This is a genomic window from Petroclostridium sp. X23, from assembly GCF_030013905.1.
Lineage (GTDB): Bacteria > Bacillota > Clostridia > SK-Y3 > SK-Y3 > X23.
The window spans coordinates 792,020-816,660 of record NZ_CP124862.1 but is presented as its reverse complement, the minus strand read 5'-3'; the positions used below and the strand labels follow the sequence as shown (position 1 = coordinate 816,660).

The window sequence follows — 24,641 nt, the reverse complement described above, 5'->3', positions numbered from 1 at the left end:
TGATTATATCATGATGTCGGAAGTATACCATGTATTACGCCCATTAAGGCGAAGAATATATTTAAACAATTTAATCAATTGCCTTCTTATAGGTCTGTGTGTAGGTGTTGGTATTGGGGCAGTACTGGGGATAGCATCAATTTTTATATCTATCCCTTTCATACTCAGTAAATCTATCATAGTGCTGTTGATATGTATAGGTGTAAGCTTTGTTGCATCTATATTCTTTATACCCGGTTATAAGATCACGGCGCAAATGGGTGATAAGTTAGGTTTAGAAGAAAGATTGACGACAGCGCTGGAGTTTCAGGATGAGCATAGTCCTGTTGCGAAAATTCAACGCTTTGATACCATTAAAATAGCAAAGTCGGTTGATTTTAAAAAGCTGTATCCTTTGAAAACAGACAAAAAGAAATTAGCTGTGACTGTTTGTATGCTGTTCATAGCGTTGATATCTTTGATCATTCCCAGTGACCACAAAGTTACTGCGAGGCAGCAAGAGAATGTTAGGACAGAAATCAAAAAACAGGCTGAGCAGATTCAAAAAGAACAAAAACGTATTGCTTCTAATAATGAATTGACAGTACAACAGACTAAAGAATTAAATGCGCAGCTTAAACAGTTGAAAAAGGATTTGAAAAAAGCCAAGGACGGACCGGAAGCATTAAAGGCATTGGCTAGAGCACAAAATAAGCTGAATGAAGTAAAGGAAAAGTACTTGAATCAGGACTTATCAAAGCTAGGTGAAAAGCTGTCGCAGTTTGAATCTACGAGAGACCTTGGCGAAACGCTTAAAAACGGTGACTATGATAAAATTGAGAAAAGAATGGAGCAATTCGCCCAACAGGTTCAACAAATGGATGAACAAGAACTGCAGGAATTGGCAGAAAATATAGAAAAATTAGCAGAAGAAATTGCAGCCAACCCTCAGCTTGCAGCCGCACTGCAGCAATTGGGCCAGGCAATGCAGACAGGGCAGATGTCACAGCAGCTGGCTAACTTAAATGCCGTGATGAATCAATTGGCACAGAATGCCGCAATGTGTCAGGCACTTCAGCAATTAACCGGTGCGATGCAACAATCAAGAACCGGTATTTCGGGAACGACACCGGGACAAATTCAAAACCCCACTTTGGTTTCCGGCTTATCGCCCGCTGCTCAGGGGAGCGGCAGTCAGGGAAATAACGGCCAATCCGGTTCCAATAACGGGAATTCTTCCGGAAATGGAAATGGAAACGGACAGGGACAGGGAAATGGAAATGGTACCGGATCAGGAGGAAATGGTGCGGGAAACGGAACGGGTAATGGGAGCAATCATGTTAGCGGAGGCAGTAACGGCGGCAGCGGACAAGGAAAAGCACCGGGAGAAAGCCGGGTGAGGGACTATGAGCAAATATTTACATCCAAAAGAATAGGCGGAGAAGGTGAAATATCCAATGTTCAGGGTGCCCAAAATAACGCAGGGCAGATACAGCAGGTTCAGGTAGATAACGCTCCGGCTTTAAGAGGTGAATCCCTGCCGTACACTGAAGTGTACGGCCAATATAAATACGAAGCAATGCAGAGTATGGAGCGAAGTACCGTTCCGGCCGGAGTCAGAAACATAGTGGAAGAGTACTTCTCATCTTTAGAATAGAGGTGTGATTATGGAAATTAACGGAAGTGATTTGCAGCGGTTTAATAGTACTGCCAATGCAATAAAAGCTGAGGTTTCAAAGCATATTATAGGGCAGAAAACGATTGTAGAACAGGTGCTAATCTGTATATTTTCAGGCGGCAACGTGTTGTTGGAAGGTATGCCGGGATTGGGTAAAACGCAGCTTGTAAAAACTCTTGGCAGTGTCATGGGGTTGGACTTTTCAAGGATACAATTTACCCCGGATTTAATGCCGGCAGATGTTGTAGGTACCAACGTCATACAACGTGACGCGCAGGGGTCCAGCCAATTCAGATTTGAAAAAGGTCCGGTTTTCAGCAATATCGTACTGGCCGATGAAATCAACAGAGCGACACCTAAGACACAAAGCTCTCTGTTGGAAGCAATGCAGGAACAGACGGTGACGGTAGGAAATACTACCTATCATTTGCCGCAGCCATATTTTGTTCTGGCAACGCAGAATCCGATAGAAATGGAAGGCACTTATCCGCTACCTGAAGCTCAAATGGATCGATTTTTGTTCAAATTGAATGTAGCATTTCCATCGCTGGAAGAACTGCATGATATAGTGAACCTAACTACAAGCGGAATGCAGCAGAAATATACCCCTGTAACGTCGGGGGAAGAAATTCTTAAAATGCGTGAGGTGGCCAGACAGGTGCCTATTGCAAAACCGGTGATGGAATATGCCCTTAAAATGGTTATGGGCACCCACCCAGAGAATAGCAGTTCGCCCAAAGCAACCGGTGCATATGTCCGGTATGGAGCAAGCCCGAGGGGTGCGCAAGCTATCATTAATGCTGCCAGGATTAAAGCGCTGATGGAAGGAAGATACAACGTATCATTTGAAGATATAAAATATGTGGCCTTTCCGGCACTAAGGCATCGGATTTTCCTGAATTTTGAAGGCATGGCCGAAGGAATAAGTACCGATACGGTGATTGGGGAAATTATTGAGCATCTGGGAGATTAGCCTTAAGGTTTTCTAGAGTCTATAGATACAATAAACTGTAGTGGCAGGCCTTGTGTCTGCCCTAATGAAACAGTGGTGTGCTTTCAGGGCAGACACAAGGCCTGCCACTACAGTAAAAAACATTCATATTGTAGTGAAATCTATATTGTTCAAGAATATATCAGATGTATACATAACCGGTTTTATAATTAAATATTAATCAATTAATTCAAATTTCGCCTGCAGTTGCTCAAAATTGGCAATATACTTAAACCCGGCTTCCTTTAACATATCAACCGCAACATCAAAATGGTGTGCGATGTGTTCCGGTGCGTGTGCGTCAGAACCGATCGTAATAATTTCTCCGCCCAGTTCTTTAAAACGTTTCAAGATATGAAGAGTGGGCATGGGAGAACCCAGACCGTACTTGAATCCCGAAGTGTTGATTTCAATTCCATGTCCTGTATGGGCAATGGTTTTCAGAATGTCATCCAATAAATGGCTGAATTCGCCGGGGTGAAAACAGTTTTCTTTATAGCCTCCGTACCTGCGTATAAGGTCTATATGCCCGTAAACGCTGTAGTGATTGAAGAAGGATAAAGATTCCCGCACGCCTTCAAGATATCTTGTATAGGATTGTTCTCGGCTTTTACCCTTGCAAAAATCACCGGCGTGGATGTCCAATTTATCAAATACATGAGTGGACAGTATGATAAAATCAAACGGATATTTTAGAAGCAACGCCATATTTTCTTCATAAACGTGGGCTTGGTGTCCGACTTCTACACCAAAAACCAGCTTTAATCTACCTTTGTATTTTTCTTTGACTTCGAAGAATTTGTCCGAATAAAGGGCATAATCAATCGCAAAGGATGGGTCACTATTAGGAAAATCAATATCAACATGATCAGTAAAAGCAATCTCTTTTAGGCCCAAGGCAATTGCTCTTTCACAGGCAGTCTCCATTGACATTTGGGAGTCTCCGGAAAAAGAAGAATGAATGTGGTAGTCGTGCAAAATCATCAGTCCTTTAATTAAACTATATTTTATAATATCATAACAGTTGAGGGCAGCAATCTCAATATGTAATGTAACCAATTTATGCTTGAATAATCTGTATGAGGGTATATAATTTATTATTGAACAAAAAATACTTTATATTATGACATACTGCAGGAGGTATACCATGAGTGAACAGGAAAAAAGTCAGGGACAAAAATTATGGGATGAATTAAAATATGAATTGCAAGACGGTTGGCAGAAGACGCCGGATGGCCAGGAAAAGGATATTTTTCAATTTAATGAAAAGTATAAGCATTTTCTTGATAAAGGAAAAACAGAACGTGAGTGTATTGTTGAAGCGGTGCGGTTAGCTGAAGAAAAAGGTTTTATGGCACTTGATAAAGTGGTTAAATCTAAGAAAAAGCTAAATAAAGGTGACAAAATATATGTAGTTAATAGAGAAAAAGCTGTTATTTTAGCAGTAATAGGGGAAAAAAGCTTGCAAGAAGGGGTGAATATCGTTGGTGCGCATATGGACGCACCAAGAATAGATCTTAAACAAAATCCATTATATGAAGATTCGGGAATGGCACTCCTTAAAACGCATTACTATGGGGGTATTAAAAAATATCAATGGACAGTTTTACCATTGGCTCTGCATGGTGTAGTCATCAAAAGTGATGGACAAAAGGTGAATATTGTCATCGGTGAAGATGATAATGATCCGGTTTTCTGCATCACTGATTTATTGCCTCACTTGGCGCAAGACCAAATGCAGAAGAAGATGAGCGAAGGCATCACCGGGGAAGGATTGAATATTTTATTTGGAAGCATTCCATATAAGGACGAAAAAGTAAAAGAAAAAATAAAATTAAACATACTGCAGCTGTTGAATCAAAAATATGGTATTAAGGAAGAAGATTTTATCAGTGCAGAGCTGGAAATCGTACCTGCTTTTAAAGCTAGGGATATTGGGTTGGATAGAAGCATGATAGGAGCCTATGGGCATGATGACAGAGTATGCGGATATACGGCTTTGCGGGCCATTCTTGATATAGATCAATGCACTCGTACGGCGGTATGTTTATTGGTGGACAAAGAAGAAATCGGAAGTATGGGCAATACGGGCATGCAGTCAAGGTTCTTGGAAGATGTATTGGCAGAGTTATGCCAGTTAACATCCGAATCATATAATGATATTTTGATAAGAAAAACCTTACAGCATTCAAAATGCTTATCAGCAGATGTCAGTGCCGCAGTAGATCCGAATTATGAAGGAGTACAGGATAAGAGAAATGCACCTTATATCAACAAGGGATTAGTGCTAACCAAATATACCGGTGCAAGGGGAAAATCGGGTTCTAATGATGCCCATGCTGAGTTTGTAGGCGAAATTAGAGCATTGTTTAATAAAAATAATATTATATGGCAAACCGGGGAACTGGGAAAAGTTGACCAGGGCGGCGGCGGAACCATCGCGCAGTTTGTCGCAAATCTTGGTGTAGATGTTATTGACTGCGGAGTAGCACTGTTATCAATGCATGCACCGCTGGAGATAGCCGGTAAATTGGATGTGTATATGGCATACAAAGGGTATAACGCATTTTATAAAGGATAAATGTGTGCAGAGAATCTACTGTCAGATAGGTTCTCTGCACTTTTTCCTGTACATTATCAACCTATTATATTACAATATAAATATATATATATAAACAAGAAAGTTGGAGAGCAATGAGGTCAATATTTTTTAGAAGATTAGCTGTAGTAACTTTAATTACAATGATCCTGACATCATGTACCGCGAAGATAGGTGTAGATTTGGACAAGGAGACTGATCCTGCAGACCAGGAAACCAACTCGTCAGTGGAGGCGCTGCAGCCGGAAGAAGATAAAAAAGCTGAGACAGTTCCTGAGAATATTCCGGAGGTAAAACCGGAAATTGCTGTACAACCTGAAACAAATAATAATATAGAAAAAAATGCTGATACTAAAGAAGAGGACAATAAACCGGCTGATAAACCCGTTGAAAAGAAGATTATCGGTGAATTTGGCAAATTTGATAATACTAAGTACGGCTGGTGGTATAGAAGGAATAAGGACAAACCTCCTACAATAGATAATAAGTATGATCAATTGCTAAAAAAATATGATGGGATATTCCGGCATGATACCGATGAAAAAGTTTTATATCTTACATTTGACGAAGGATATGAAAATGGATATACACCTAAAATTCTTGATGTATTAAAAGAAAATCAGACGACCGCAGCCTTTTTTATAACAGGGCCATACCTTAAAAAGCATTCGGATTTGGTAAAAAGGATGGTAGAAGAAGGACATATTGTCGCAAATCATACAATAAACCATCCAAGCATGCCCGAGATACTGGATGACAAGAAACTAGAGGAAGAAATACTGGGACTTGAGCGGCCGTTTTATGAAATGTTTCAACAGCATATGAAGTATCTCAGACCTCCCAAGGGAGAGTACAGTGAAAGAACGCTGGCACTCACACAGTCTTTGGGATATAAAACTGTCTTCTGGAGTTTTCATTATCTTGATTATGATGTAAAGAATCAAAAAGGTGCCGATCATGCTTATAATGAAGTGATGGGTAGATTACACAATGGGGCGGTTTTATTACTTCACGCTGTATCTAAAGATAACGCGGAAGCGCTGGATAGAATTATCAAAGATGCCAAAGCACAAGGATATGAATTCAAATCACTGGATGAAATTGAGTAGGCCTCGGGGGATTGCATATGATAAAAAAAATAACTGCATATTTACTTTTGATTCTGATAGGGGCGGGCATAGCTAATGCACAGCCGGCAGGGAGCACCTATTTGATTCCTATTAAGGGAGAAATTAATTCGGCACTGGTAACTTATGTTGATAACGCATTAAAGGAAGCAGAAGCAGCCAATGCCTCGCAGGTGATATTTGAGATAGATACAAACGGAGGCCTGGTAGATTCGGCATTGAAGATAAGTAAAAGGATTACCGGTACTTCTTTGCCTACTGTTTGCTATATTGAGGATAATGCCATTTCGGCAGGAGTGATTATTTCCATATCGGGAGATAAGGTCGTGGCAAATAAGACGATAAACATCGGTTCTGCAGAAACAAGGCCAAAAGAGGAAAAATATATCTCTTATTGGGCGGGAGAACTGCGGGAAGTTGCAGAACTCAAAGGAAGGGATCCGAAAATCATGGCGGCCATGGCGGATGCCGACATTGAGATTGAAGGGATCACGAAAAAGGGAAAGTTGATTAATTTTACCGCAAGCCAAGCATTAGAGCATGGAGTGGTGGATAAGATAGTAGATGGAAGAGAACAATTATACGACTATTTAAATATCAGTGAGAATCAAGTCGTAGCATTTGAATATGATTTCAAAACAAATATTGCCAGGTTTACAAACAGTGTGAGTGTTTCTACCATGCTTATTACATTTGGCATCATAGGCATTATAGGAGAAATCCTTACTGCCGGATTCGGTCTTTTTGGTACAATAGGAATATTGTCTTTCGCACTTTTTTTTGCAGGAAAGGTCTTGGGAGGGCATGCCGGGTGGGGGGTGCTGATCCTTTTTGTTGCAGGATTAGTATTGCTTCTTATTGAGATAGGTATTCCCGGATTTGGTATCCCAGGTATCGCAGGAATTGCATGTATCGTACTAAGTATTTTGCTGAGCTCCTCCAACCCACTACAGGCCGCAGGCTCTTTTTCAGCCGCACTCATGATCAGTGTAATTGTGCTGGCGGTCATGCTGAAATTTTTACCAAGAAATAAATTTTTTGATCATATCATACTTAAAAGTGATATGGTTAATACTGTAAATGATGAGAAATCTGCTAGCAATAAAAGCAACCTTGTGGGAATGGAAGGGATCGCTTTGACTTTTCTCAGACCGGCAGGTTCTGTGCAGATTGGTGAAAACCGAATTGATGTTGTATCGGAAGGTGAATATATAGAAAAAGGTACTAAGGTAAAAGTAATATATGTACAGGGCAACAGGATTGTTGTTAGAAAAATATAAAATATGAAATTGGAGGGAATGACATGGATTTATTTAGTATTAGTGTTTTGGGTCTTATTATCATAGGCTTTATCCTCTTAGTTTTAATCTTTTCAATTATACCGATAGGGCTTTGGATCTCCGCGTTAGCAGCTGGGGTTCGTATCGGTATTTTTACACTGATTGGTATGAGATTAAGAAGGGTAATTCCATCGAAGATTGTGAATCCGTTAATTAAATCGCAAAAAGCGGGTTTGGATGTAAGTGCAGATCAGCTTGAAACGCATTATCTGGCAGGTGGTAACGTCGATAACGTTGTCAATGCTCTTATTGCGGCCCAGAGAGCAGATATACCGCTGCAATTTGAACGTGCTGCTGCCATTGACTTGGCAGGCCGTGATGTTCTGCAAGCAGTTAAAATGAGTGTAAATCCTAAGGTCATTGAGACACCGGTAGTTGCTGCGGTTGCAAAAGATGGCATTGAAGTGAAGGCAAGAGCGAGAGTAACCGTTAGGGCTAATATTGACCGTTTAGTGGGTGGAGCAGGAGAAGATACCATTATCGCCAGAGTAGGGGAAGGTATTGTAACCACTGTAGGTTCTTCAAATACCCATAAGGGAGTTCTGGAAAATCCTGATTTGATTTCAAGAACGGTATTAAGTAAAGGCCTGGATTCAGGAACAGCATTTGAAATACTATCCATTGATATTGCGGATGTAGATGTAGGAAGAAATATCGGTGCACATTTACAGACTGATCAGGCAGAGGCTGATAAACGTATTGCACAGGCCAGAGCGGAGGAAAGAAGAGCAATGGCAATTGCAAAAGAGCAAGAAATGAAAGCTTCTGTGCAGGAAATGAGAGCAAAGGTTGTTGAAGCGGAAGCAGAAGTTCCGAGAGCAATGGCTGACGCTTTAAAACAAGGTAAAATTGGTGTCATGGATTATTACAATCTCCAAAATATTAAAGCTGATACCGAAATGAGGGATTCTATTTCTAAAGTGGGAGATAAACCCGGAAGCAATGCTAACAATAACAAAAAATAATAAGGTGTGATGATATGGAAAAGCTCATACTTGGTGTAATATTCTATTTTGGGTGGATGTTTATAAAAAATGCTTTAAGTCAAAAAAATACAAAAAGAGCAACACCAAATTATGAAATACCTCCACAAGCCCCGCAAGCAGATATGGATTTTTTTGATGAAGAAGAATATGAAGAACCAATGAACATTGAAGAACAGTTTAATATGTTTGAGTATCAGAAAGAAAACGCTGGAAATCAAAAAGAAGCATTTGTTCAAACTGCACCACTTGAAAGTAAAACATCTGATTACGAAGAACAAAATCGGATAAAAACCCAGCCAAATCATTATAAAGATGTTGACACAATCAAACCGGAGTTAAATGATGAAATATCTGATACATTGGATTTTTCACCGCAGCTTTTGTTAAATGGAATTATTATGTCAGAAGTTTTAGGTAAACCAAAAGCAAGAAAAAGCTAAAAAATATCCCGGATCGAACATGATCCGGGATATTTTTTAGCTTTTTTATAATACATAGGTAAGTATTTTTAAATATTGTATGATGAGCTAAATAATGTCTTACCAATACGTTAAGATTTTGTCAGCATAATAAAATTGATTTAGGGTTAATTTAAGCTTAGACAAGTGTTATGTAAATTACATTATTATTCTAATTCAAATAAATATTTGCATTATTTGAAGCGCAACTGAACTTAGAAGGAGGGAAATGCTTGAATTCGCAGCGGTTTATCAAGAAAAAACTAATTATCTTATTTCTAGTATTGATTACAGTACCTTTTACAATGCTGTTTCAGATGTATTTATTATTTCCCAGTAGATTGATGCTTCTTGAAGGTGAAGAATATACTTATCATCTTAATAGGCCTATAACCATAGATGCGCAAGTTGACAAAAGCGGAGTGCTCAGTTTAAATGGTGAAGTAGTAAATGATAGCTACGAATTGGACTTAAATAACCCTTTGGTAATTAAATCCAATGAACTAGGAAATTTTAATATAGATTTGAAACTTTTTGGTGTAATCCCGCTAAGGTCAGTAGAAGTGGATGTAGTACCAAAAGCAACTGTGATACCTTGTGGCAGTACCATCGGTGTAAAGCTCTACACGGATGGAGTATTGGTTGTAGGGACATCCGATTTTAAAAATGTTAGCGGGGAGAATTCGGAACCTTGGAAAGATGCCGGTATCAAGGAAGGAGATATCATAGAATATCTTGGTGATATAAAAGTAAAAGATATAGAGCATTTAACTGAAATTGTAGAAAAGTCTCAAGGACAAGAATTAAAGTTGATGATTAAAAGGAAAGACAAATATATTGACACAAAGATCGTTGCAGAAAAATGTCTGGAGGATAAACAATATAAGTTTGGATTATGGGTGAGGGATAGTACTGCGGGGATTGGTACACTTACTTTTTTTGATCCGGAAACAAAAAGCTTTGGTGCATTGGGGCACGGTATAACAGATGTAGATACAGGAGAATTGCTTACTGTTGGAAAAGGTGATATACTACAATCGAATATAGTATCTATACGCAAAGGATTAAAAGGAAAGCCAGGAGAGCTAAAAGGAGTTTTCATGCAAGAAGAAAGCAGCTTGGGACGTATATCGGCAAATAATGATTTTGGTATTTTTGGAAAACTGTATGATATTGCAGATCATAGTTGGGGACAGCCTATGCCTATAGGATTAAGAACACAAGTAGAAGAAGGTCCTGCATATATACTTTCAAATATACAGGGGGATCAAATAGAGAAGTTTGATGTTGAAATCCAGAAAGTTATGAGGCAAAGTGAAGAAAACAGTAAAGGAATGATTATTAAGATTACCGATCCTAAATTATTAGAAAAAACCGGGGGAATTGTACAAGGAATGAGCGGAAGTCCCATCATTCAAAATGATAGGGTTGTGGGAGCAGTGACCCATGTTTTTGTGAATGACCCGACAAGAGGATATGGAATATTCATTGAATGGATGCTGAAAAAAATTATACAATTACCTGAAAAATGAAGAATATCATAATAATTGAGCGATAAAGTATCAAAAACGTTTATCGCTTAACCCCATTATTCTAAAATATATGCTAAAAGAATATAAAATTTCTAAAAAAAGAATATTTATTCAAAAACAGGCTTGAATTTTTAGCAATTAGCAAATATAATATAATTATGTAAAAAAATACAAATGATACGGGGGGAAATTAACTTGAATAATAATAGAATTAGAGTTGTTATTGCAGATGATAATCGAGATTTTTGTGAGATATTATATGAATATCTTAATAATCAAGATGATATTGAGGTTGTGGGAATTGCAAAAGACGGTGCGGAAGCTTATGATTTAATTACCGATCTTCTACCCGATGTCGCTATCATTGATGTGATTATGCCCCATTTGGACGGTTTAGGAGTATTGGAAAAACTAAGTTCTACTCCTATGCAAAAAAAGCCCATTTATATTATGCTATCGGCAGTAGGGCAGGATAAAATTACTCAAAGTGCCATGGCATTGGGTGCTGAGTATTATATTATAAAACCGTTTGATATGGATGTTTTGGTTGGCCGTATCAGACAATTGAAGGGAGCCATTAGTTCTAACCGGTCTACTGTTAGATGTGATATTATTAGTGAAGCTAGAGGTCCGTATAATCCTGCAATGAGAGATATCGAATCAAATGTTACCAAGGTAATCCATGAGATCGGAGTTCCGGCACACATTAAAGGATATCAGTATCTTAGAGATGCTATTATGATGGTAGTAAAGGATATGGAGATCATTAATTCTATCACAAAGCAGCTTTACCCTACCATTGCCAGACAATATAATACGACTCCAAGCAGAGTTGAAAGAGCGATTCGACATGCGATAGAAGTCGCGTGGGGCAGAGGACAAGTAGAGACATTGGAAAACTTATTCGGGTATACTATTCAAAATAGTAAAGGTAAACCTACAAATAGTGAGTTTATCGCAATGATTGCGGATAAATTAAGATTACAGTTAAAAGTGTCGTAAATCAATTATATTAAGATTAATATAATTAAAATTATTTTTATTTAGAATGTAAAAGCAAATGACATTATTTATAGTATGATAAATATGTTTTAACTTAATGAATAAACACCTGCTATTTGTTGACTTGTAGAATCAACAAATAGCAGGTGTTTATTATTATATCAGTTTGATAATTTTTACAATTAGGTATTTACTTTTGCGGAAAACTTTGCTATAATCGAGCTATGTTATACATGTATATACATGTATAACATAGCTCGATTATAGAAGGGGGATTTGTGTATGTCTTATGTTAATATGGGTCAAATACTCAAAAAAGCCAGAGAAGAAAGGTATGCTGTAGGTGCATTCAATATTCTTAACCACTTAACTGCAAAGGCTGTTATTGATGCTGCTGAAGAATTAAGATCTCCACTAATTCTACAAACTTCAACCGCAACAGTGAAATTTCATGGAGTAGACGGACTGATCAAGCAGTTGATCCCTATGGCCGAATACGCAAGTATACCGGTAGCAGTACATCTTGACCACTGCACCGATGCGGATTTAGCCAAGAAATGTTTAGATGCGGGATGGTCATCAGTCATGTTTGACGGTTCGAAGAAGCCTTTAGATGAAAACATCCGCCTTACCAAGGAAATAGCAGCATATGCAAAAAAATATAACGCGACAGTGGAAGGTGAGTTGGGAGCCATCGTCGGTGTAGAAGAAGATGTAATTGTTGCCAGTGGTGACGAAGCTTTAGCGAAAGTAGATGAATGTAAAATATTCTTGGAACAAACAGGTATAGATGCCTTTGCTCCTGCGATTGGTACTGCTCATGGCTTGTATAAGGGCAAACCCAAGATAAATTTTGATCTTTTTAAGGAGATAGAAGAAATTTCTTCATGTCCATTGGTGGTACACGGTGGCACGGGACTTGAGGGCGACGTATTCAAACAGTTGATTTCTTTAGGGGCAGCTAAAGTCAATATCTCTACCGCAATAAAGATCGCATACTGCAGTGGGCTGAAAAGTTACATTGAAAACAATGCAGATAAAGTAGAACCTTTGAAACTGGATCAGCACGTAATCGATGTTGTGAAAAATACCACAAAAGAGCATATATTATTGTTTGGTTCGGCAAACCGTATTTAAATATTTTGACATAAGGTGGGAGAATGATGACATATAGACCGGAGTATTTATGTGACTTGCATTGCCATACAAATATGTCGGATGGAAACGATACATACCAACAATTTATTGATAATGCGGTTGATCTTGGAATGAAGGTTGTTGCAATTACCGATCATGATGTAGTACCTAAAGCGGCAATGCAGATAGGGGACCAATCCATAGCTACGGTTGAATACGGGCGGCAAAAGAATGTAAATGTATTGCTGGGCATTGAGTATTCCTGTGATAGCGATGTTGATGATGTTCATATTGTCGGATTAGGATGCGATTGGACAACCGAGGATTTTGCAGTGGAAGAAGAGAATATGAAGCGAAGCAAGACTGAAGCATATAGAAAACTTACTGAAGTATTGAGCAACAATGGAATAAAGATTTCATGGCAGGAGCTGCTGGAAAATAACGGTGAGTTTAGAGCACCTGAAGAAATCCAACGTAAACATATATTTGAAGCTATTGCTGATAAGGGTTATACACCGACATGGAAAGAAGCTAAAATAATGGTAAGAGATAATCCGGAATATAATATAAAAAGAGAAAAAATCAATCCTATAAAAGCGATAGACATTATTCATAAAGCAGGGGGCATAGCGATTCTCGCACATCCTTATTTAATAGATGAGGTGATATACAAGTCGAACAAACAAATCCACAGAAAAGAATACATTCGGCATCTAATAGACGTGGGATTGGATGGTATAGAGGCAGCATATACTTATTCAAAAACCAGTTACAAAGGCAATATGAGTGAGCAACAAGTTGAAAAAGAGATTATCGACATGTACAGTCCGATATTAAAAATAATATCAGGCGGCTCCGATTATCATAATGATGGGAAAAAAGGTACAAAAAATCCCAGGATGATTGGTGAAAAAGGGGTCACGTTGGAGTATTTCATGAACAACATTTATTTAAGTGCTTTATTGAGTAAGGAGAAGAAGGTTTGAACTCAATAAAAAAGTATTAAGTATCCTGTAAAAAATATTCTGCACTTTATGAATTAATATACGTATCAATCTTTTTAGTTTTTCTTTAACTCCAAAACCATGCCATATTTAAAAATGAAATGAAATGTAATCAAAGGGTTACGGTCAGGCATTACATCAAGCTTCTGACATTACCTTTAACAATTTGGAGGGATATTATATGTATATTTTATCTGTAGATTTCGGTACATCTTCCGTAAAACTTTCCATTCTGGATGAAACTCTCAAGCTTATCGCGAAAAGCAAAATAGAATATAATTATGATGTCATAGATAAGATTCAGGCGCAAATTGATCCTGAAATCATATTTGCTGCAATGATCAAAGGCATTCGGCAATTTCAGCAAGATCACCTGGATAAAATAGAAGTGATCGTCATATGCGTATTTTCTCCAGCGCTTTGTGGAATGGATCAATATGGCAATTCGTTATACCCATCTATTATTCACCTTGACCGACGAAGCTATAAACAATCCCATGAAGCGATGGATTTGGTCGGAAAAGAAAACTTCTTAAATATTAATGGGAATTTACCGTTTTCAGGAGGAATTTCCCTCACAAGTATACTTTGGATAAAAGAAAACTATCCGGAGATCTTTAATCGTACTTATAAGTTCGGACATTTGAATACATTTATACATAAAAAATTAACCGGAGAATGGGGGATCGATCCTTCAAACGCATCCTTTACAGGATTGTATGAGACATTAAAAGGAGGGAACTGGTCAGAGTCAATATGTAATACACTAGGGATACCTACGGACAAATTGCCTCCAATTATAAGTTCCACAAAATTCATAGGAAAATTGACCGGTGAATGTGCGGGATTATTGGGACTAAAAGAAGGAATACCGGTCGTAATGGGCGCCAATGACACTTCCAGTGCGGCATTTGGTGCAGGCGCTGTGAATCATGGTGATATTCTAAATGTAGCCGGAAGCAGCGAAATCGTGACTGTTACGACAACCGATCCTAAACCCTGTGAAAGCTATTATATAAGAACCTCGGTAGAAGAGAATAAATGGCTTTATCTAACCATTACAATAAGCGGTTTTGCTTTGGAATGGTATAGAAAAGAGTTCTATAAGGAGATATCCAAAGAAAATTTCTATAAAGAAGTCTTTGAGGATTTGCTGTTAAATTATAAGCAGACAGGTGATGAAAAATTCGATCCTTACCTTGCAGGAGACCGTCATAGTATGACCATTAAAAAAGGAGGCTTTTCAGGCATGACGTTCGATACAACCAGAGAAGACCTATTGATGTCTTTATTGGTTGGAACATGGGAGCCTTTAGTCAATACATTACGTATATGTGAGGAAATCATGGATCTCAATAAGACAATCTTTCTAACCGGAGGAATGACAAGTCAAACATATCTGAATTTCAAGAAGAAACGATTTGAAAAATACGATTTTAATATGGTGGAGGAGTGTTCAACGGTAGGTAATGGAAAGATTGCGTTAAAGGCAATGCAAGAATAGTAGTTTTTTAAATAGCGCGGCAAAATAATATTAATCCAGGGGGTTTATTGATGATGAACGTAAGTATTAAAGAAAAATTATCAGGAGTTTTTCCACCTATTATGACGCCTTTTGAAAATGAGAAGGTGTCATACGATAAATTAGCGGATAATATCAAAAAGTATAATGAAACGAATTTAAGGGGTTATATGCCGCTTGGAAGTAATGGGGAGTTTAGAAGTTTGACAGATGATGAGTCGTTAAAGATTATTGAAACCATTGCAAAGAACCGGACAGCCGATAAGGTATTGATGGTAGGGACGGGAAGGGAATCGGCAAGTGCTACCATTGAGTTTACCAAAAAAGCAGCGGATAAAGGCGCTGAATTTGCAAGCGTTTTAGCACCGCATTACTTTATTAATGCCATGACGGATGAAGCCTTGATAAAATTCTTTTTAATCATTGCAGATCATTCACCCATCCCGGTGCTGGTTTATAATGCGCCAAAGTTTGCTGCGGGGCTGACCATATCGCCAAAAGTGATTGAAGTTCTCTCAAAACATTCCAATATTGTTGGTATGAAAGACACTTCAACAGAAGATATCGCGATTTATATTAATGCTGTAGATAAAAACGAAGAATTTCATGTGCTTGCCGGAAGCATCAATAAATTCTATACAGGGCTACTTGCAGGCGCTGTAGGTGGAATTCTTTCAATGGCCAATTATCTGCCTGAATTATGTAATAGATTGTATGAGTTTTACTTAGCCGATGATAAAGAGCAGGGAGAAAAATATCATAACTACCTATGTGATCTAAATAAGAAAACAGGAGGGAAGAGTGGTGTTGCAGGAGTAAAAGCTGCAATGGATGTATTAGGGTATTTCGGAGGTTGTCCAAGAATACCTCTATTGCCTGTAGATGAAGAAGAGAAAAACGCTATCAGAATTTTTTTAGAGAGCGAGGGATTATTAGCGTGAAAAAAATTCTTTTGACTCAGGAAATTCATCCCTTGGGAAGAAAATTGCTACAAGAAAATTTTGAAGTGATTGCATCTCCGGACCCGTCCCATGAAACGGTTCTTGGCTTATGTGACGATGTAGACGCCATCATTGTAAGAACTACAACCACTATTACCGAAGAGATCATCAAGCGTGCACAGAAGTTGAAGATTATCGCAAGAACAGGTGCGGGTGTAGATAATATAGATGTGAATGCTGCCACAAGGGCCGGGATCTTAGTATGTAACCTTGTTGGAGTAAATAGCTTATCAGTATGTGAGCATGCGATCAGTATGATGATGACCATTGCGAAACAGCTTCCGCTGATGGATATATCGGTGCGTGAAGGAAACTGGAAGATGAGAAATGTGAATACGATGGTAGAATTAAAAGATAAAACGCTAGGTATCATAGGGATGGGGAATATAGGTGCAGAAGTAGCAAGAAAATGCCATCTCGCATTCGATATGAAGATAATGGCTTACGATCCCTATGCAAAAGAAAAATTTATGGATTTTGATTATGAATTTTTAGATTCATTGGAAGAACTGTTTGAATCAAGTGATTTCATCAGTATTCATTGCCCCAACCTCCCTTCTACAACAGGTATGGTTACAAGCAACCTGCTCAATTTAATGAAGTCGGATGCCTATCTCATCAATACGGCCAGAGGTGCGGTCATTGACGAAGAAGCGCTGGTGGAGTTGCTGCGTAATAAAAAAATCGCAGGTGCGGCATTGGATGTATTCTATGAGGAACCTTTGCCGATAGATCATCCTTTTATTCATTTAGATAATGTGATTTTATCACCACATAGTGCGGCATTGACCAAAGAAGCAAGAATAAGGATGTCTACCGATGCTGCGCAGGCCGTTGTGGATTATTTTGACGGTAAAAACCCAAAAAATATTTACAATGCCAAGGAATTAGGGTTAAAATAGTGGTAAAAGCATGATTAAAAAGATGAAAGGTAAATAACTATGTTAGATCGTCAAAGCCCTAAACCTTTATATGCGCAGTTAGAAGATATCGTCAGACAGAAAATTGAGAATGAGGAATGGCTGCCGAATCATTTGATCCCTTCGGAAAATGAAATAAGCAAGATGTATGGGGTGAGCAGAATGACAGCCAGAGGGGTCATTACCCGGTTAGTACATGAAGGGTTATTATATAGAGCTCAAGGGAAAGGGACTTTTGTTTCTGTACCTAAAATCGTAAGTAAGCCACTATCCCAATTAGGTATTCGAGAGCAATTGGAGCAAATGGGTTATCAAATTTCCACCAAGCTTTTGAATATTGATAAGGGGATACCTCCTGCTCGAGTTTCAAAAGAATTGCGATTGGAAAAAAATACCCAGGTATATGTTGTAGAAAGAATCAGATACATTAAAGAAGAGCCTTTAAGTCTTCATACTTCATATATACCGGTCACTTTCTGCGCTAATCTGGAAATGAAAGACATGGAAGGCATCCAATTATGCGATATTTTAGAAAAAGAGTATGATTTAAAAATTGTGAAAATAGTAGAAACACTTGAATCATCAATGGCGACATTGGAGGAAGCGAAGATGTTGTCCGTAAAAAAAGGATTTCCGCTGTTATTGTTGGAAAATATCGTCTATACCACTGGGGAATTGCCTTTTGAATATACTAAAGTATTGTTCAGAGGAGATAAAATAAAATTAAGGCTCGAATATCATAAGAATATTAATCATTGTCCCTAAAGTATTTTGCAGTTCGTTCTAAGATGTTATATAAGAAATGGTTACTATTAATATCAGGGGGCACATATGAGACTATATAAATATGATACGCATGTTCATACACAGGAAGTAAGCGAATGCGGCAAGGTAAAAGCCGGTGAAACGGTTAGACTTTATCACGAGGCCGGATATGATGGTATCGTGATTACCGACCACTATTATAGACGATATTTTGACAGGCTGGAGGGGCAGACCTGGAATGAGAAAATTGACTTTTTCTTATCAGGTTATAACCAAGCAAAGGTATATGGCAGAAAACTGGGAGTAGATGTGATTCTCGGAATGGAGATACGGTTTGAAGAAAACGTAAACGATTATCTGGTATACGGCATATATGAAGATTTTTTAAAAGAGAACAAAGAGTTATATAAACTAACCCTTACGGCTTTTAAAGAACTGGTTAAGCATGAAGAAATACTGATAATTCAGGCGCATCCTTTTAGAACAGGGATGATTCCTGCAAATCCAACTCTAATCGACGGGGTTGAGGTCTTTAATGAGCATCCGAGGCATGATTCCCGGAATCATTTGGCACTGGCTTTTGCGAGGCAGAATGGTCGTCTTATGCTTTCAGGCTCTGATTTTCATCAGGCTCAGGATGCGGCGAGGGGTGGGATCGTAGTGCCCGAGAGAATTTCGGATTCACAGGAATTGGTTAAGGTTATCAAAGAAGGCAGGATAGTGGAATTATTGCGTACCAAGTGATGAAAAATAACCGCTGAAAAATCGGAAGTTATTATTTTGCTGTTCCTAAAACAACTAAAGCCTATCAGCCATAGATCTATGGCTGATAGGCTTTAGTTGTTTTATATATATGGACAATTGTCTATCAACAGCTTTATTTTTTAATTATATTATTTGCGTTACTGTAAACACTAATACTAAATAATTCAATAAAAAATAGGGATGATATTTTTGACAATAAAAGGCTATGCGAAAAAAGGAAAAAAGACGAAAGAACTGGTAAAGCGTCTGAGTTCAAATAGTATTCCGGTGATATGCCATCAGGATTTAGATGAGGTTGCTGCCTATTCTTTGATCGAGGCTAAAGTAAAAGCGGTGATAAATTGTGATAAAAGCATTTCAGGACGCTATCCGACAAAAGGCACTAAGATATTGATAGACAATGGCATTATCGTTGTCGATGATATAGGTGAAAAATTTTATAACGAAATTCAACCGGATGAATTAATAGAGATAAAAAATTACGATTTGTATATTAATGGTGAAAGATACGAAGGAAGTTTTAATATGCTGGATACTCAAAAGGTAGATCAGCTTATTGAACATAGTTATCATAATTTTTCCTATGAGTTGGAGAGATTCATCGATAATACCTTGGAATACGCTTCAAGAGAAAAAGATATCATACTTAAAAATATAGATATAACTTCTGTAGAAACCCAGATGGAGAATAGGCATGTGCTTATTGTGGTTAGAGGGTGTAATTACAAACAGGATTTACAAATCATCAAAGAGTATATTAAGGACGTGAAACCGGTATTGATAGGCGTGGATGGCGGCGGAGACGCGCTGATGGAATTTGGTTTGACTCCGGATATGATTGTAGGAGATATGGATAGTATTAGCGATGAATGTCTTAAAAAAGGGAAAGAAATCATCGTCCACGCTTATTCTGACGGAAGAGCGCCCGGAATGGAAAGAATAAATAAGCTGGGACTGGAGGCTAAAATATTTCCTTTTACAGGAACCAGTGAGGATGCGGCAATGATGATTGCATATGAGAAAAGGGCAGACCTTATTATTGCTGTGGGTACGCATTCAAATATTATAGATTTTTTAGAAAAAGGAAGAAAAGGTATGGCAAGTACTATGCTGACAAGACTAAAAATAGGGTCAAAGCTGGTAGATGCAAAAGGAGTGAGTAAGCTATATTCTAATAAGCTGAGACTGTCATACTGTATACCTTTATTATTTTCCGCATTAATCCCTATTATTGCAATCATAAAGATATATATTCCGATACAGGTACTTCTAAATATTTTTCAGTTTAGATTACGTATGAAGTAGCGGGGAGGGATGTTGAAAATGAGTAGAGGAATTACTTATCATATTATGACTATTGCAGCAATTTTTATTGCGATGGGCCTTGGAATATTTATAGGTTCAATGCTAAACGGTGAACAATTGGTTATGATGCAGCAAAGTAAGCTTATGTCCGAGCTTGGTGAGCACTTGCAATTGATGACACAGGAGAATAAGGAATTAAAAACGGAAATTAAATCTTTGTCCGATGACATTGTAACTAAAAGTGAGTTAATCGACTCAATATTTGAAGAATACTTAAGAGGTAGTTTGCAGGGGTATAATGTAGCCATTATCGCCACAGGGGGAAGAGATCTTTGCGATGAAATCATATCGCTTTTGCAAGTTGCTGATGCGAATATTCGATCGGTAACATCTGTAAAGAATATATCTGAGACGGATATAGTAAATGTGTTTAATCAAATGCAATATTACCAAAATCCGATGATTGCAAAGGAAAGCAATATGGCAACTTATGCGGCGGAACATTTAATGTATTCAATTTTATCAGGGAAGAATAGCGGATTAATCGATCAATTTGCAGATATGGATTATATTGATTCAGAAGGTGATTATTCAGAGGGAATAGATCATGTCATATGGGTGGGTCCCAATACGTATGGCAGTGAATATGTTGAAAAGATTGATATCCCTATGTTGGATATCGTGAAAAAAATGGATATCCCTTGTTTAATAGTAGGCCGTGGGGAGTCGGAAGATTCATCTATAAATATGTATAAAAAATCTGGGTTTTCTGCTATAAATAACATTGAGACAACAAATGGAAAGGTTGCTCTAACCATGAAGATGAAAGAGCAAAAAGAGAAATCCGAATCTATCGGTTCAGAGACCGGTATAGCGGGAGATCTGAATAGGCAGACAATAGAGGGAGTAAGATATGAAGAAGATTAGTGTTATCATTCCTGCATATAATGAAGAAGACAATATAAAAGATACCATAGAAGCGGTATTAACGCTCAAAAACATTCATGAGTTGGTAGTAGTAGATGACGGATCAAGTGATAGAACCTGGCAAATTGCTGAAGAAAGCGGTGCGCTTGTTATAAAAAGTTTGAAAAACCTGGGGAAAGGCACGGCACTCAAAAAGGGTTTATATGTCTGTACAGGCGATATCATCGTATTTTTAGATGCCGATGTAGGTGATAGTGCGGCAGAAGTAGCTAAAATTATTAAACCGGTTGAGAATGATGAGTGTGATGTGTGTATCGCAAGGTTTGGGAAAGCTTCAAAGAAAGGCGGATTTGGAATAGTAAAGTTTATAAGCCGATACGGAGCAAAGATGCTGTCAGGAAAATATGTGGAAAGCATTTTATCCGGGCAGAGGGCATTTAAATCAGAGGTGTTGGATAATATTCACATTGGTGCAGGTTTTGGCGCGGAGGTGGGTATGACGATAGATATCTTGCAAAAAGGCTATTCCGTCATGGAATGTGAAGTAAATATGAAACACCACGAGACCGGAAGGGACTTAAAAGGATTTATACATAGAGGAAGACAAGCAGCGCATATTATTGCCGTGCTTTTTAGAAAAGCACTTAAAATCGCATAAATCTATATTTAATTAAAGAAAGGAATATATGTATAGTGTGATGTACAAGATGGTTTTATTAATGATATTAGGTTATACATGCAACAGGATTACACAAAGCGTTGTGAGAAGAATGCTTATAGATGCGGGGCAGATTACCAAGAACTATCTTGGAAAAGATATTCCAAATTCAATGGGAATTGCGCTGATACTCAGTACCGTATTGGCTATCAGTATATCCCTCCCCTTTGGATATGTTATCCCTTTTTATGATATATATATTATATTTGCCGGTATACTTATGGGGTTCGTAGGGTTAATTGATGATTTTGCAGGAAACAGTCAATCCAAGGGGTTCAAAGGACATATGAAGAACCTCATGCATGGAAAGCTGACCACCGGCGGGCTAAAAGCAATAACCGGGGTTCTTTCAGCTTTTATTATCAGTGTCAAATTATCTGATACTTTTTTAAATATGATCATCTATGTCTTTTTTATCAGTTTACTGACCAATTTGATCAATTTGACGGATACCAGGCCAGGCAGAGCAGTAAAAGTTTTCTTTCTGTTATCCTTCTTTCCATTATTGATAGGAGCCGCCTCCGATATATATTATATTGTTTTTGGGGTATTGGTCGCATATTTGCCAATGGATTTGAGAGCAAAAGGAATGTTGGGGGATACCGGCGCGAATTTCATTGGAATGATACTGGGAATTACGATGATTACCATGACAAACAGTCTCCTGGTTCAATTACTGCTTTTAGGCACAGTGCTAATATTAAATATGCTAAGTGAAAAGTATTCTTTTTCAAAGACGATTGAACGAAACCGATTTTTAAATTATATTGACCATTTGGGAAGGAACCATTAAAAAATAATAGATAAGCAAACTTAATTGTACTTAGCGGAACGGCACAGGGGCCGTTCCCTACAAAATCACTTGATCTTTTTAGAATTTGATTTAAATTATTATGCATAATTCGTAGGGAACGCCCCCCTGTGGCGTTCCGTTTCAGATGATATTAGTTCATTTATAGTATGGTAGCATGGATTTTCACAATTTACAATATTAAGTTGACAATATTGGAACAATCATCTGCCCGATATAATTTATATTGCATTTAGTTTTCTACTATTTTTTTCTGTAACTTTTCAGTCAACTCCTCTTTAGGAGTAACATAAACGGTTCGATTATTCACGTAAATCACCATTCCCGGTTTTGCACCGGCCGGTTTTTTGACATTTTTTACAGCCGTGTAATCCACTGCTACATTGGAAGACATTCTGCCTTTACTATAGAATGCGGCCAGTGAAGCAGCTTCCATCAATGTATTATCGGGCAAGTTTTCCCATCCGTTCATTTTAATAATGGTATGGGAGCCGGGAATATCTTTGGTATGAAGCCAGATATCCTCATTTTGTGCGAATCTTAGCGTGAGATAGTCATTTTGTTTATTATTTTTCCCAACATAGATGTCTAAACCGTCCGAGCTGACAAAATGCATGGGCTTGGAACGAACAGCCGAATCTTTCTTCTTTGATTTGTTTTTACGGTTGAGATAACCTTGTTCTATGAGTTCCTCTCTTATTTCATGAAGCTCTTGTTCACTATTGATTCTCATCATAATATCCAGTATGGATTCCAAATAGTTTATCTCATCGATGTTTAGCCGCATTTGCTCGGTGACGGCAGCAGCGGCATTTTTTCCTCGTGTATACTCATTAAAATATTTTTGGGCGTTCTTTGAAGGTACTAGGTCCGGGTCTAAAGGAATAGTCACCGCAGGGCAGTCATCCTCGTAGAAATTCTCTACTTCTATATGATCAAGGCCTTGATGAATTCTATATATATTGGCTGTAATCAAGTCTCCGAAAATTTTAAGTTGTTCTCTGTTGGATACTTCGCCAAGCTTTTGCTGCTGTATAGACAGTTTCTTTTTACATCTGTCCAAATTTGTATTCACTATTCGGACAAGATCGGACAGTTTTTGCTTAAGTCGTTCCTGATGATCGCGTGCCGAATAGAAAAAGTCAAGCACTTGATTGATTGATTCTTCGTTACGAATGGTATAATTCGTATATTGAGTAATATTTAATGCAGAGAAATCAATAACTTTCTCATTTTTCTCGTCAAAAATAAGAACAGGGAAAAACTCGGTTCTTTTTACTTGATCAAATAGTCCGGCAGTATCATCGGATATTAACTTAAGTTGGGGCTGCTCCAGTTCACCTATATAAAAATCACTGCTTTTTAGTGAACGAAAGCATAGTTCTCGGGCAATCAGCGGACTAATGCCCATAAAGTTATTCAGCAAGCATTTATCTACTTTAAGCCCTTGGCTTTGCTGCTCTAAAACCTGCCGGATATCATCTGTTTTACACTCTAAAGGATTCTTTTTATCCTGTGAAGGGGCCGGTGAGTAAGTCAAACCGGGCATTACCTGTCTTACGCTGCTTACATCTATCCCTACATGCTTGATGCTGTCTATGATTTTGCCGTTTGAATCAACCAAGATGATATTGCTGTGACGTCCCATGATTTCAATGATGAGATTTTTAACCGTCAAATCACCTAATTCATTATACACCTCTATATAAAAATGTATGATTCTCTCAAAATCAGGTTGAACAATATTTATGATCTTGCCACCTGTTAAATGCTTTCTTAAAAGCATACAAAACATAGGAGGCGCAGCCGGATTAGGCTTATTGGTCGCTGTAAAATGAACTCTTGGATGGTTAGAGCTTGCACTGAGCAGCAGGCGTTCATTTTTCCCTTTATTTCTTATCAATATCATTAATTCATCCTTTTCAGGCTGATACACTTTTTCAATTCTTCCATTTAAAAGCCTGTCATTGAATTCATGAACCAGGCAGTTTACTACGATACCATCTAAAGGCATTAAATCACTCCTAAATCTAATCTGTGAACAGTGAACTGTGAACTGTGACCTGTGAACCAT

At 38.0% G+C, this 24,641-nt stretch carries 22 protein-coding genes; 20 read left to right on the top strand and 2 right to left on the bottom strand.

What is annotated here, in order from left to right; all coding sequences use genetic code 11:
- Positions 1-10 precede the first annotated feature (10 nt).
- Positions 11-1,636 carry a hypothetical protein gene (locus QKW49_RS04040; protein ID WP_282866287.1) on the top strand — a complete coding sequence of 542 codons (1,626 nt, stop codon included), beginning with the start codon at positions 11-13 and terminating at the stop codon, positions 1,634-1,636.
- 10 nt (positions 1,637-1,646) lie between these two features.
- The gene (locus tag QKW49_RS04035; protein WP_282866285.1) at positions 1,647-2,630 is read left to right on the top strand and encodes a MoxR family ATPase; all 984 of its coding nucleotides are present in this window, start codon (positions 1,647-1,649) and stop codon (positions 2,628-2,630) included.
- Positions 2,631-2,825: 195 nt separating this feature from the next.
- Here QKW49_RS04035 and QKW49_RS04030 read toward each other — a convergent pair whose 3' ends face one another.
- Complete coding sequence (locus tag QKW49_RS04030) at positions 2,826-3,632, bottom strand: histidinol-phosphatase HisJ family protein (protein ID WP_282866284.1); 807 nt, start codon at positions 3,630-3,632, stop codon at positions 2,826-2,828.
- A gap of 163 nt (positions 3,633-3,795) precedes the next feature.
- Here QKW49_RS04030 and QKW49_RS04025 point away from each other — a divergent pair, with 163 nt between their 5' ends.
- The 18 genes from QKW49_RS04025 to QKW49_RS03940 all read left to right on the top strand — a co-directional run bounded on the left by QKW49_RS04025 (position 3,796) and on the right by QKW49_RS03940 (position 22,549).
- On the top strand, positions 3,796-5,229 hold the full coding sequence (locus QKW49_RS04025) for an aminopeptidase (RefSeq protein WP_282866283.1): 1,434 nt from the start codon (positions 3,796-3,798) through the stop codon (positions 5,227-5,229).
- Positions 5,230-5,342: 113 nt separating this feature from the next.
- A complete protein-coding gene (gene pdaA, locus QKW49_RS04020; RefSeq protein WP_282866282.1) occupies positions 5,343-6,356 on the top strand; it encodes a delta-lactam-biosynthetic de-N-acetylase in 1,014 nt (337 codons plus the stop codon).
- Between the two features lie 17 nt (positions 6,357-6,373).
- On the top strand, positions 6,374-7,654 hold the full coding sequence (locus tag QKW49_RS04015) for an NfeD family protein (RefSeq protein WP_282866281.1): 1,281 nt from the start codon (positions 6,374-6,376) through the stop codon (positions 7,652-7,654).
- Between the two features lie 23 nt (positions 7,655-7,677).
- A complete protein-coding gene (gene floA / locus QKW49_RS04010; RefSeq protein ID WP_282866280.1) occupies positions 7,678-8,679 on the top strand; it encodes a flotillin-like protein FloA in 1,002 nt (333 codons plus the stop codon).
- A gap of 14 nt (positions 8,680-8,693) precedes the next feature.
- Positions 8,694-9,140: a hypothetical protein gene (locus QKW49_RS04005; protein WP_282866279.1), complete on the top strand. Its 447-nt coding sequence runs from the start codon at positions 8,694-8,696 to the stop codon at positions 9,138-9,140.
- Between the two features lie 251 nt (positions 9,141-9,391).
- Complete coding sequence (gene spoIVB, locus QKW49_RS04000; protein ID WP_282866278.1) at positions 9,392-10,690, top strand: SpoIVB peptidase; 1,299 nt, start codon at positions 9,392-9,394, stop codon at positions 10,688-10,690.
- A gap of 195 nt (positions 10,691-10,885) precedes the next feature.
- The gene (spo0A, locus tag QKW49_RS03995; RefSeq protein ID WP_282866277.1) at positions 10,886-11,692 is read left to right on the top strand and encodes a sporulation transcription factor Spo0A; all 807 of its coding nucleotides are present in this window, start codon (positions 10,886-10,888) and stop codon (positions 11,690-11,692) included.
- A gap of 282 nt (positions 11,693-11,974) precedes the next feature.
- Entirely contained in the window at positions 11,975-12,829 is an 855-nt protein-coding gene (locus QKW49_RS03990) for a class II fructose-bisphosphate aldolase (protein ID WP_282866276.1), read from the top strand.
- Between the two features lie 23 nt (positions 12,830-12,852).
- Entirely contained in the window at positions 12,853-13,815 is a 963-nt protein-coding gene (locus QKW49_RS03985) for a PHP domain-containing protein (RefSeq protein WP_282866275.1), read from the top strand.
- 199 nt (positions 13,816-14,014) lie between these two features.
- A complete protein-coding gene (locus tag QKW49_RS03980) occupies positions 14,015-15,337 on the top strand; it encodes an FGGY family carbohydrate kinase (RefSeq protein WP_282866274.1) in 1,323 nt (440 codons plus the stop codon).
- 50 nt (positions 15,338-15,387) lie between these two features.
- A complete protein-coding gene (locus tag QKW49_RS03975) occupies positions 15,388-16,296 on the top strand; it encodes a dihydrodipicolinate synthase family protein (protein ID WP_282866273.1) in 909 nt (302 codons plus the stop codon).
- Positions 16,293-17,258: a hydroxyacid dehydrogenase gene (locus QKW49_RS03970; protein ID WP_282866272.1), complete on the top strand. Its 966-nt coding sequence runs from the start codon at positions 16,293-16,295 to the stop codon at positions 17,256-17,258. Before QKW49_RS03975 ends, QKW49_RS03970 begins: the two co-directional genes overlap by 4 nt.
- Positions 17,259-17,297: 39 nt before the next feature.
- Positions 17,298-18,041 (top strand): GntR family transcriptional regulator, encoded by a 744-nt coding sequence (locus QKW49_RS03965; protein WP_282866271.1) that lies wholly within the window; start codon positions 17,298-17,300, stop codon positions 18,039-18,041.
- Between the two features lie 66 nt (positions 18,042-18,107).
- Positions 18,108-18,785 (top strand): PHP domain-containing protein, encoded by a 678-nt coding sequence (locus QKW49_RS03960; RefSeq protein ID WP_282866270.1) that lies wholly within the window; start codon positions 18,108-18,110, stop codon positions 18,783-18,785.
- A gap of 210 nt (positions 18,786-18,995) precedes the next feature.
- Positions 18,996-20,111 (top strand): putative cytokinetic ring protein SteA, encoded by a 1,116-nt coding sequence (steA, locus tag QKW49_RS03955; protein WP_282866269.1) that lies wholly within the window; start codon positions 18,996-18,998, stop codon positions 20,109-20,111.
- Positions 20,112-20,129: 18 nt separating this feature from the next.
- Complete coding sequence (locus QKW49_RS03950) at positions 20,130-21,038, top strand: copper transporter (protein ID WP_282866268.1); 909 nt, start codon at positions 20,130-20,132, stop codon at positions 21,036-21,038.
- Positions 21,025-21,696 carry a glycosyltransferase family 2 protein gene (locus tag QKW49_RS03945; protein ID WP_282866267.1) on the top strand — a complete coding sequence of 224 codons (672 nt, stop codon included), beginning with the start codon at positions 21,025-21,027 and terminating at the stop codon, positions 21,694-21,696. Before QKW49_RS03950 ends, QKW49_RS03945 begins: the two co-directional genes overlap by 14 nt.
- A gap of 61 nt (positions 21,697-21,757) precedes the next feature.
- A complete protein-coding gene (locus tag QKW49_RS03940; RefSeq protein ID WP_282866266.1) occupies positions 21,758-22,549 on the top strand; it encodes a glycosyltransferase in 792 nt (263 codons plus the stop codon).
- 250 nt (positions 22,550-22,799) lie between these two features.
- Here the strand turns inward: QKW49_RS03940 and QKW49_RS03935 are convergent, their stop codons facing one another.
- Positions 22,800-24,581: an NFACT RNA binding domain-containing protein gene (locus tag QKW49_RS03935; RefSeq protein ID WP_282866265.1), complete on the bottom strand. Its 1,782-nt coding sequence runs from the start codon at positions 24,579-24,581 to the stop codon at positions 22,800-22,802.
- Positions 24,582-24,641: the final 60 nt, after the last annotated feature.

What these genes read in the sequence shown, in the direction of transcription:
- QKW49_RS04040 (WP_282866287.1), top strand. Translation starts at nt 11, where the DNA reads ATGATGTCGGAAGTATACCATGTATTACGCCCATTAAGGCGAAGAATA.
- QKW49_RS04035 (WP_282866285.1), top strand. Translation starts at nt 1,647, where the DNA reads ATGGAAATTAACGGAAGTGATTTGCAGCGGTTTAATAGTACTGCCAAT.
- QKW49_RS04030 (WP_282866284.1), bottom strand. Translation starts at nt 3,632, where the DNA reads ATGATTTTGCACGACTACCACATTCATTCTTCTTTTTCCGGAGACTCC.
- QKW49_RS04025 (WP_282866283.1), top strand. Translation starts at nt 3,796, where the DNA reads ATGAGTGAACAGGAAAAAAGTCAGGGACAAAAATTATGGGATGAATTA.
- pdaA (WP_282866282.1), top strand. Translation starts at nt 5,343, where the DNA reads ATGAGGTCAATATTTTTTAGAAGATTAGCTGTAGTAACTTTAATTACA.
- QKW49_RS04015 (WP_282866281.1), top strand. Translation starts at nt 6,374, where the DNA reads ATGATAAAAAAAATAACTGCATATTTACTTTTGATTCTGATAGGGGCG.
- floA (WP_282866280.1), top strand. Translation starts at nt 7,678, where the DNA reads ATGGATTTATTTAGTATTAGTGTTTTGGGTCTTATTATCATAGGCTTT.
- QKW49_RS04005 (WP_282866279.1), top strand. Translation starts at nt 8,694, where the DNA reads ATGGAAAAGCTCATACTTGGTGTAATATTCTATTTTGGGTGGATGTTT.
- QKW49_RS03990 (WP_282866276.1), top strand. Translation starts at nt 11,975, where the DNA reads ATGTCTTATGTTAATATGGGTCAAATACTCAAAAAAGCCAGAGAAGAA.
- QKW49_RS03985 (WP_282866275.1), top strand. Translation starts at nt 12,853, where the DNA reads ATGATGACATATAGACCGGAGTATTTATGTGACTTGCATTGCCATACA.
- QKW49_RS03980 (WP_282866274.1), top strand. Translation starts at nt 14,015, where the DNA reads ATGTATATTTTATCTGTAGATTTCGGTACATCTTCCGTAAAACTTTCC.
- QKW49_RS03975 (WP_282866273.1), top strand. Translation starts at nt 15,388, where the DNA reads ATGATGAACGTAAGTATTAAAGAAAAATTATCAGGAGTTTTTCCACCT.
- QKW49_RS03965 (WP_282866271.1), top strand. Translation starts at nt 17,298, where the DNA reads ATGTTAGATCGTCAAAGCCCTAAACCTTTATATGCGCAGTTAGAAGAT.
- QKW49_RS03960 (WP_282866270.1), top strand. Translation starts at nt 18,108, where the DNA reads ATGAGACTATATAAATATGATACGCATGTTCATACACAGGAAGTAAGC.
- QKW49_RS03950 (WP_282866268.1), top strand. Translation starts at nt 20,130, where the DNA reads ATGAGTAGAGGAATTACTTATCATATTATGACTATTGCAGCAATTTTT.
- QKW49_RS03945 (WP_282866267.1), top strand. Translation starts at nt 21,025, where the DNA reads ATGAAGAAGATTAGTGTTATCATTCCTGCATATAATGAAGAAGACAAT.
- QKW49_RS03940 (WP_282866266.1), top strand. Translation starts at nt 21,758, where the DNA reads ATGATATTAGGTTATACATGCAACAGGATTACACAAAGCGTTGTGAGA.
- QKW49_RS03935 (WP_282866265.1), bottom strand. Translation starts at nt 24,581, where the DNA reads ATGCCTTTAGATGGTATCGTAGTAAACTGCCTGGTTCATGAATTCAAT.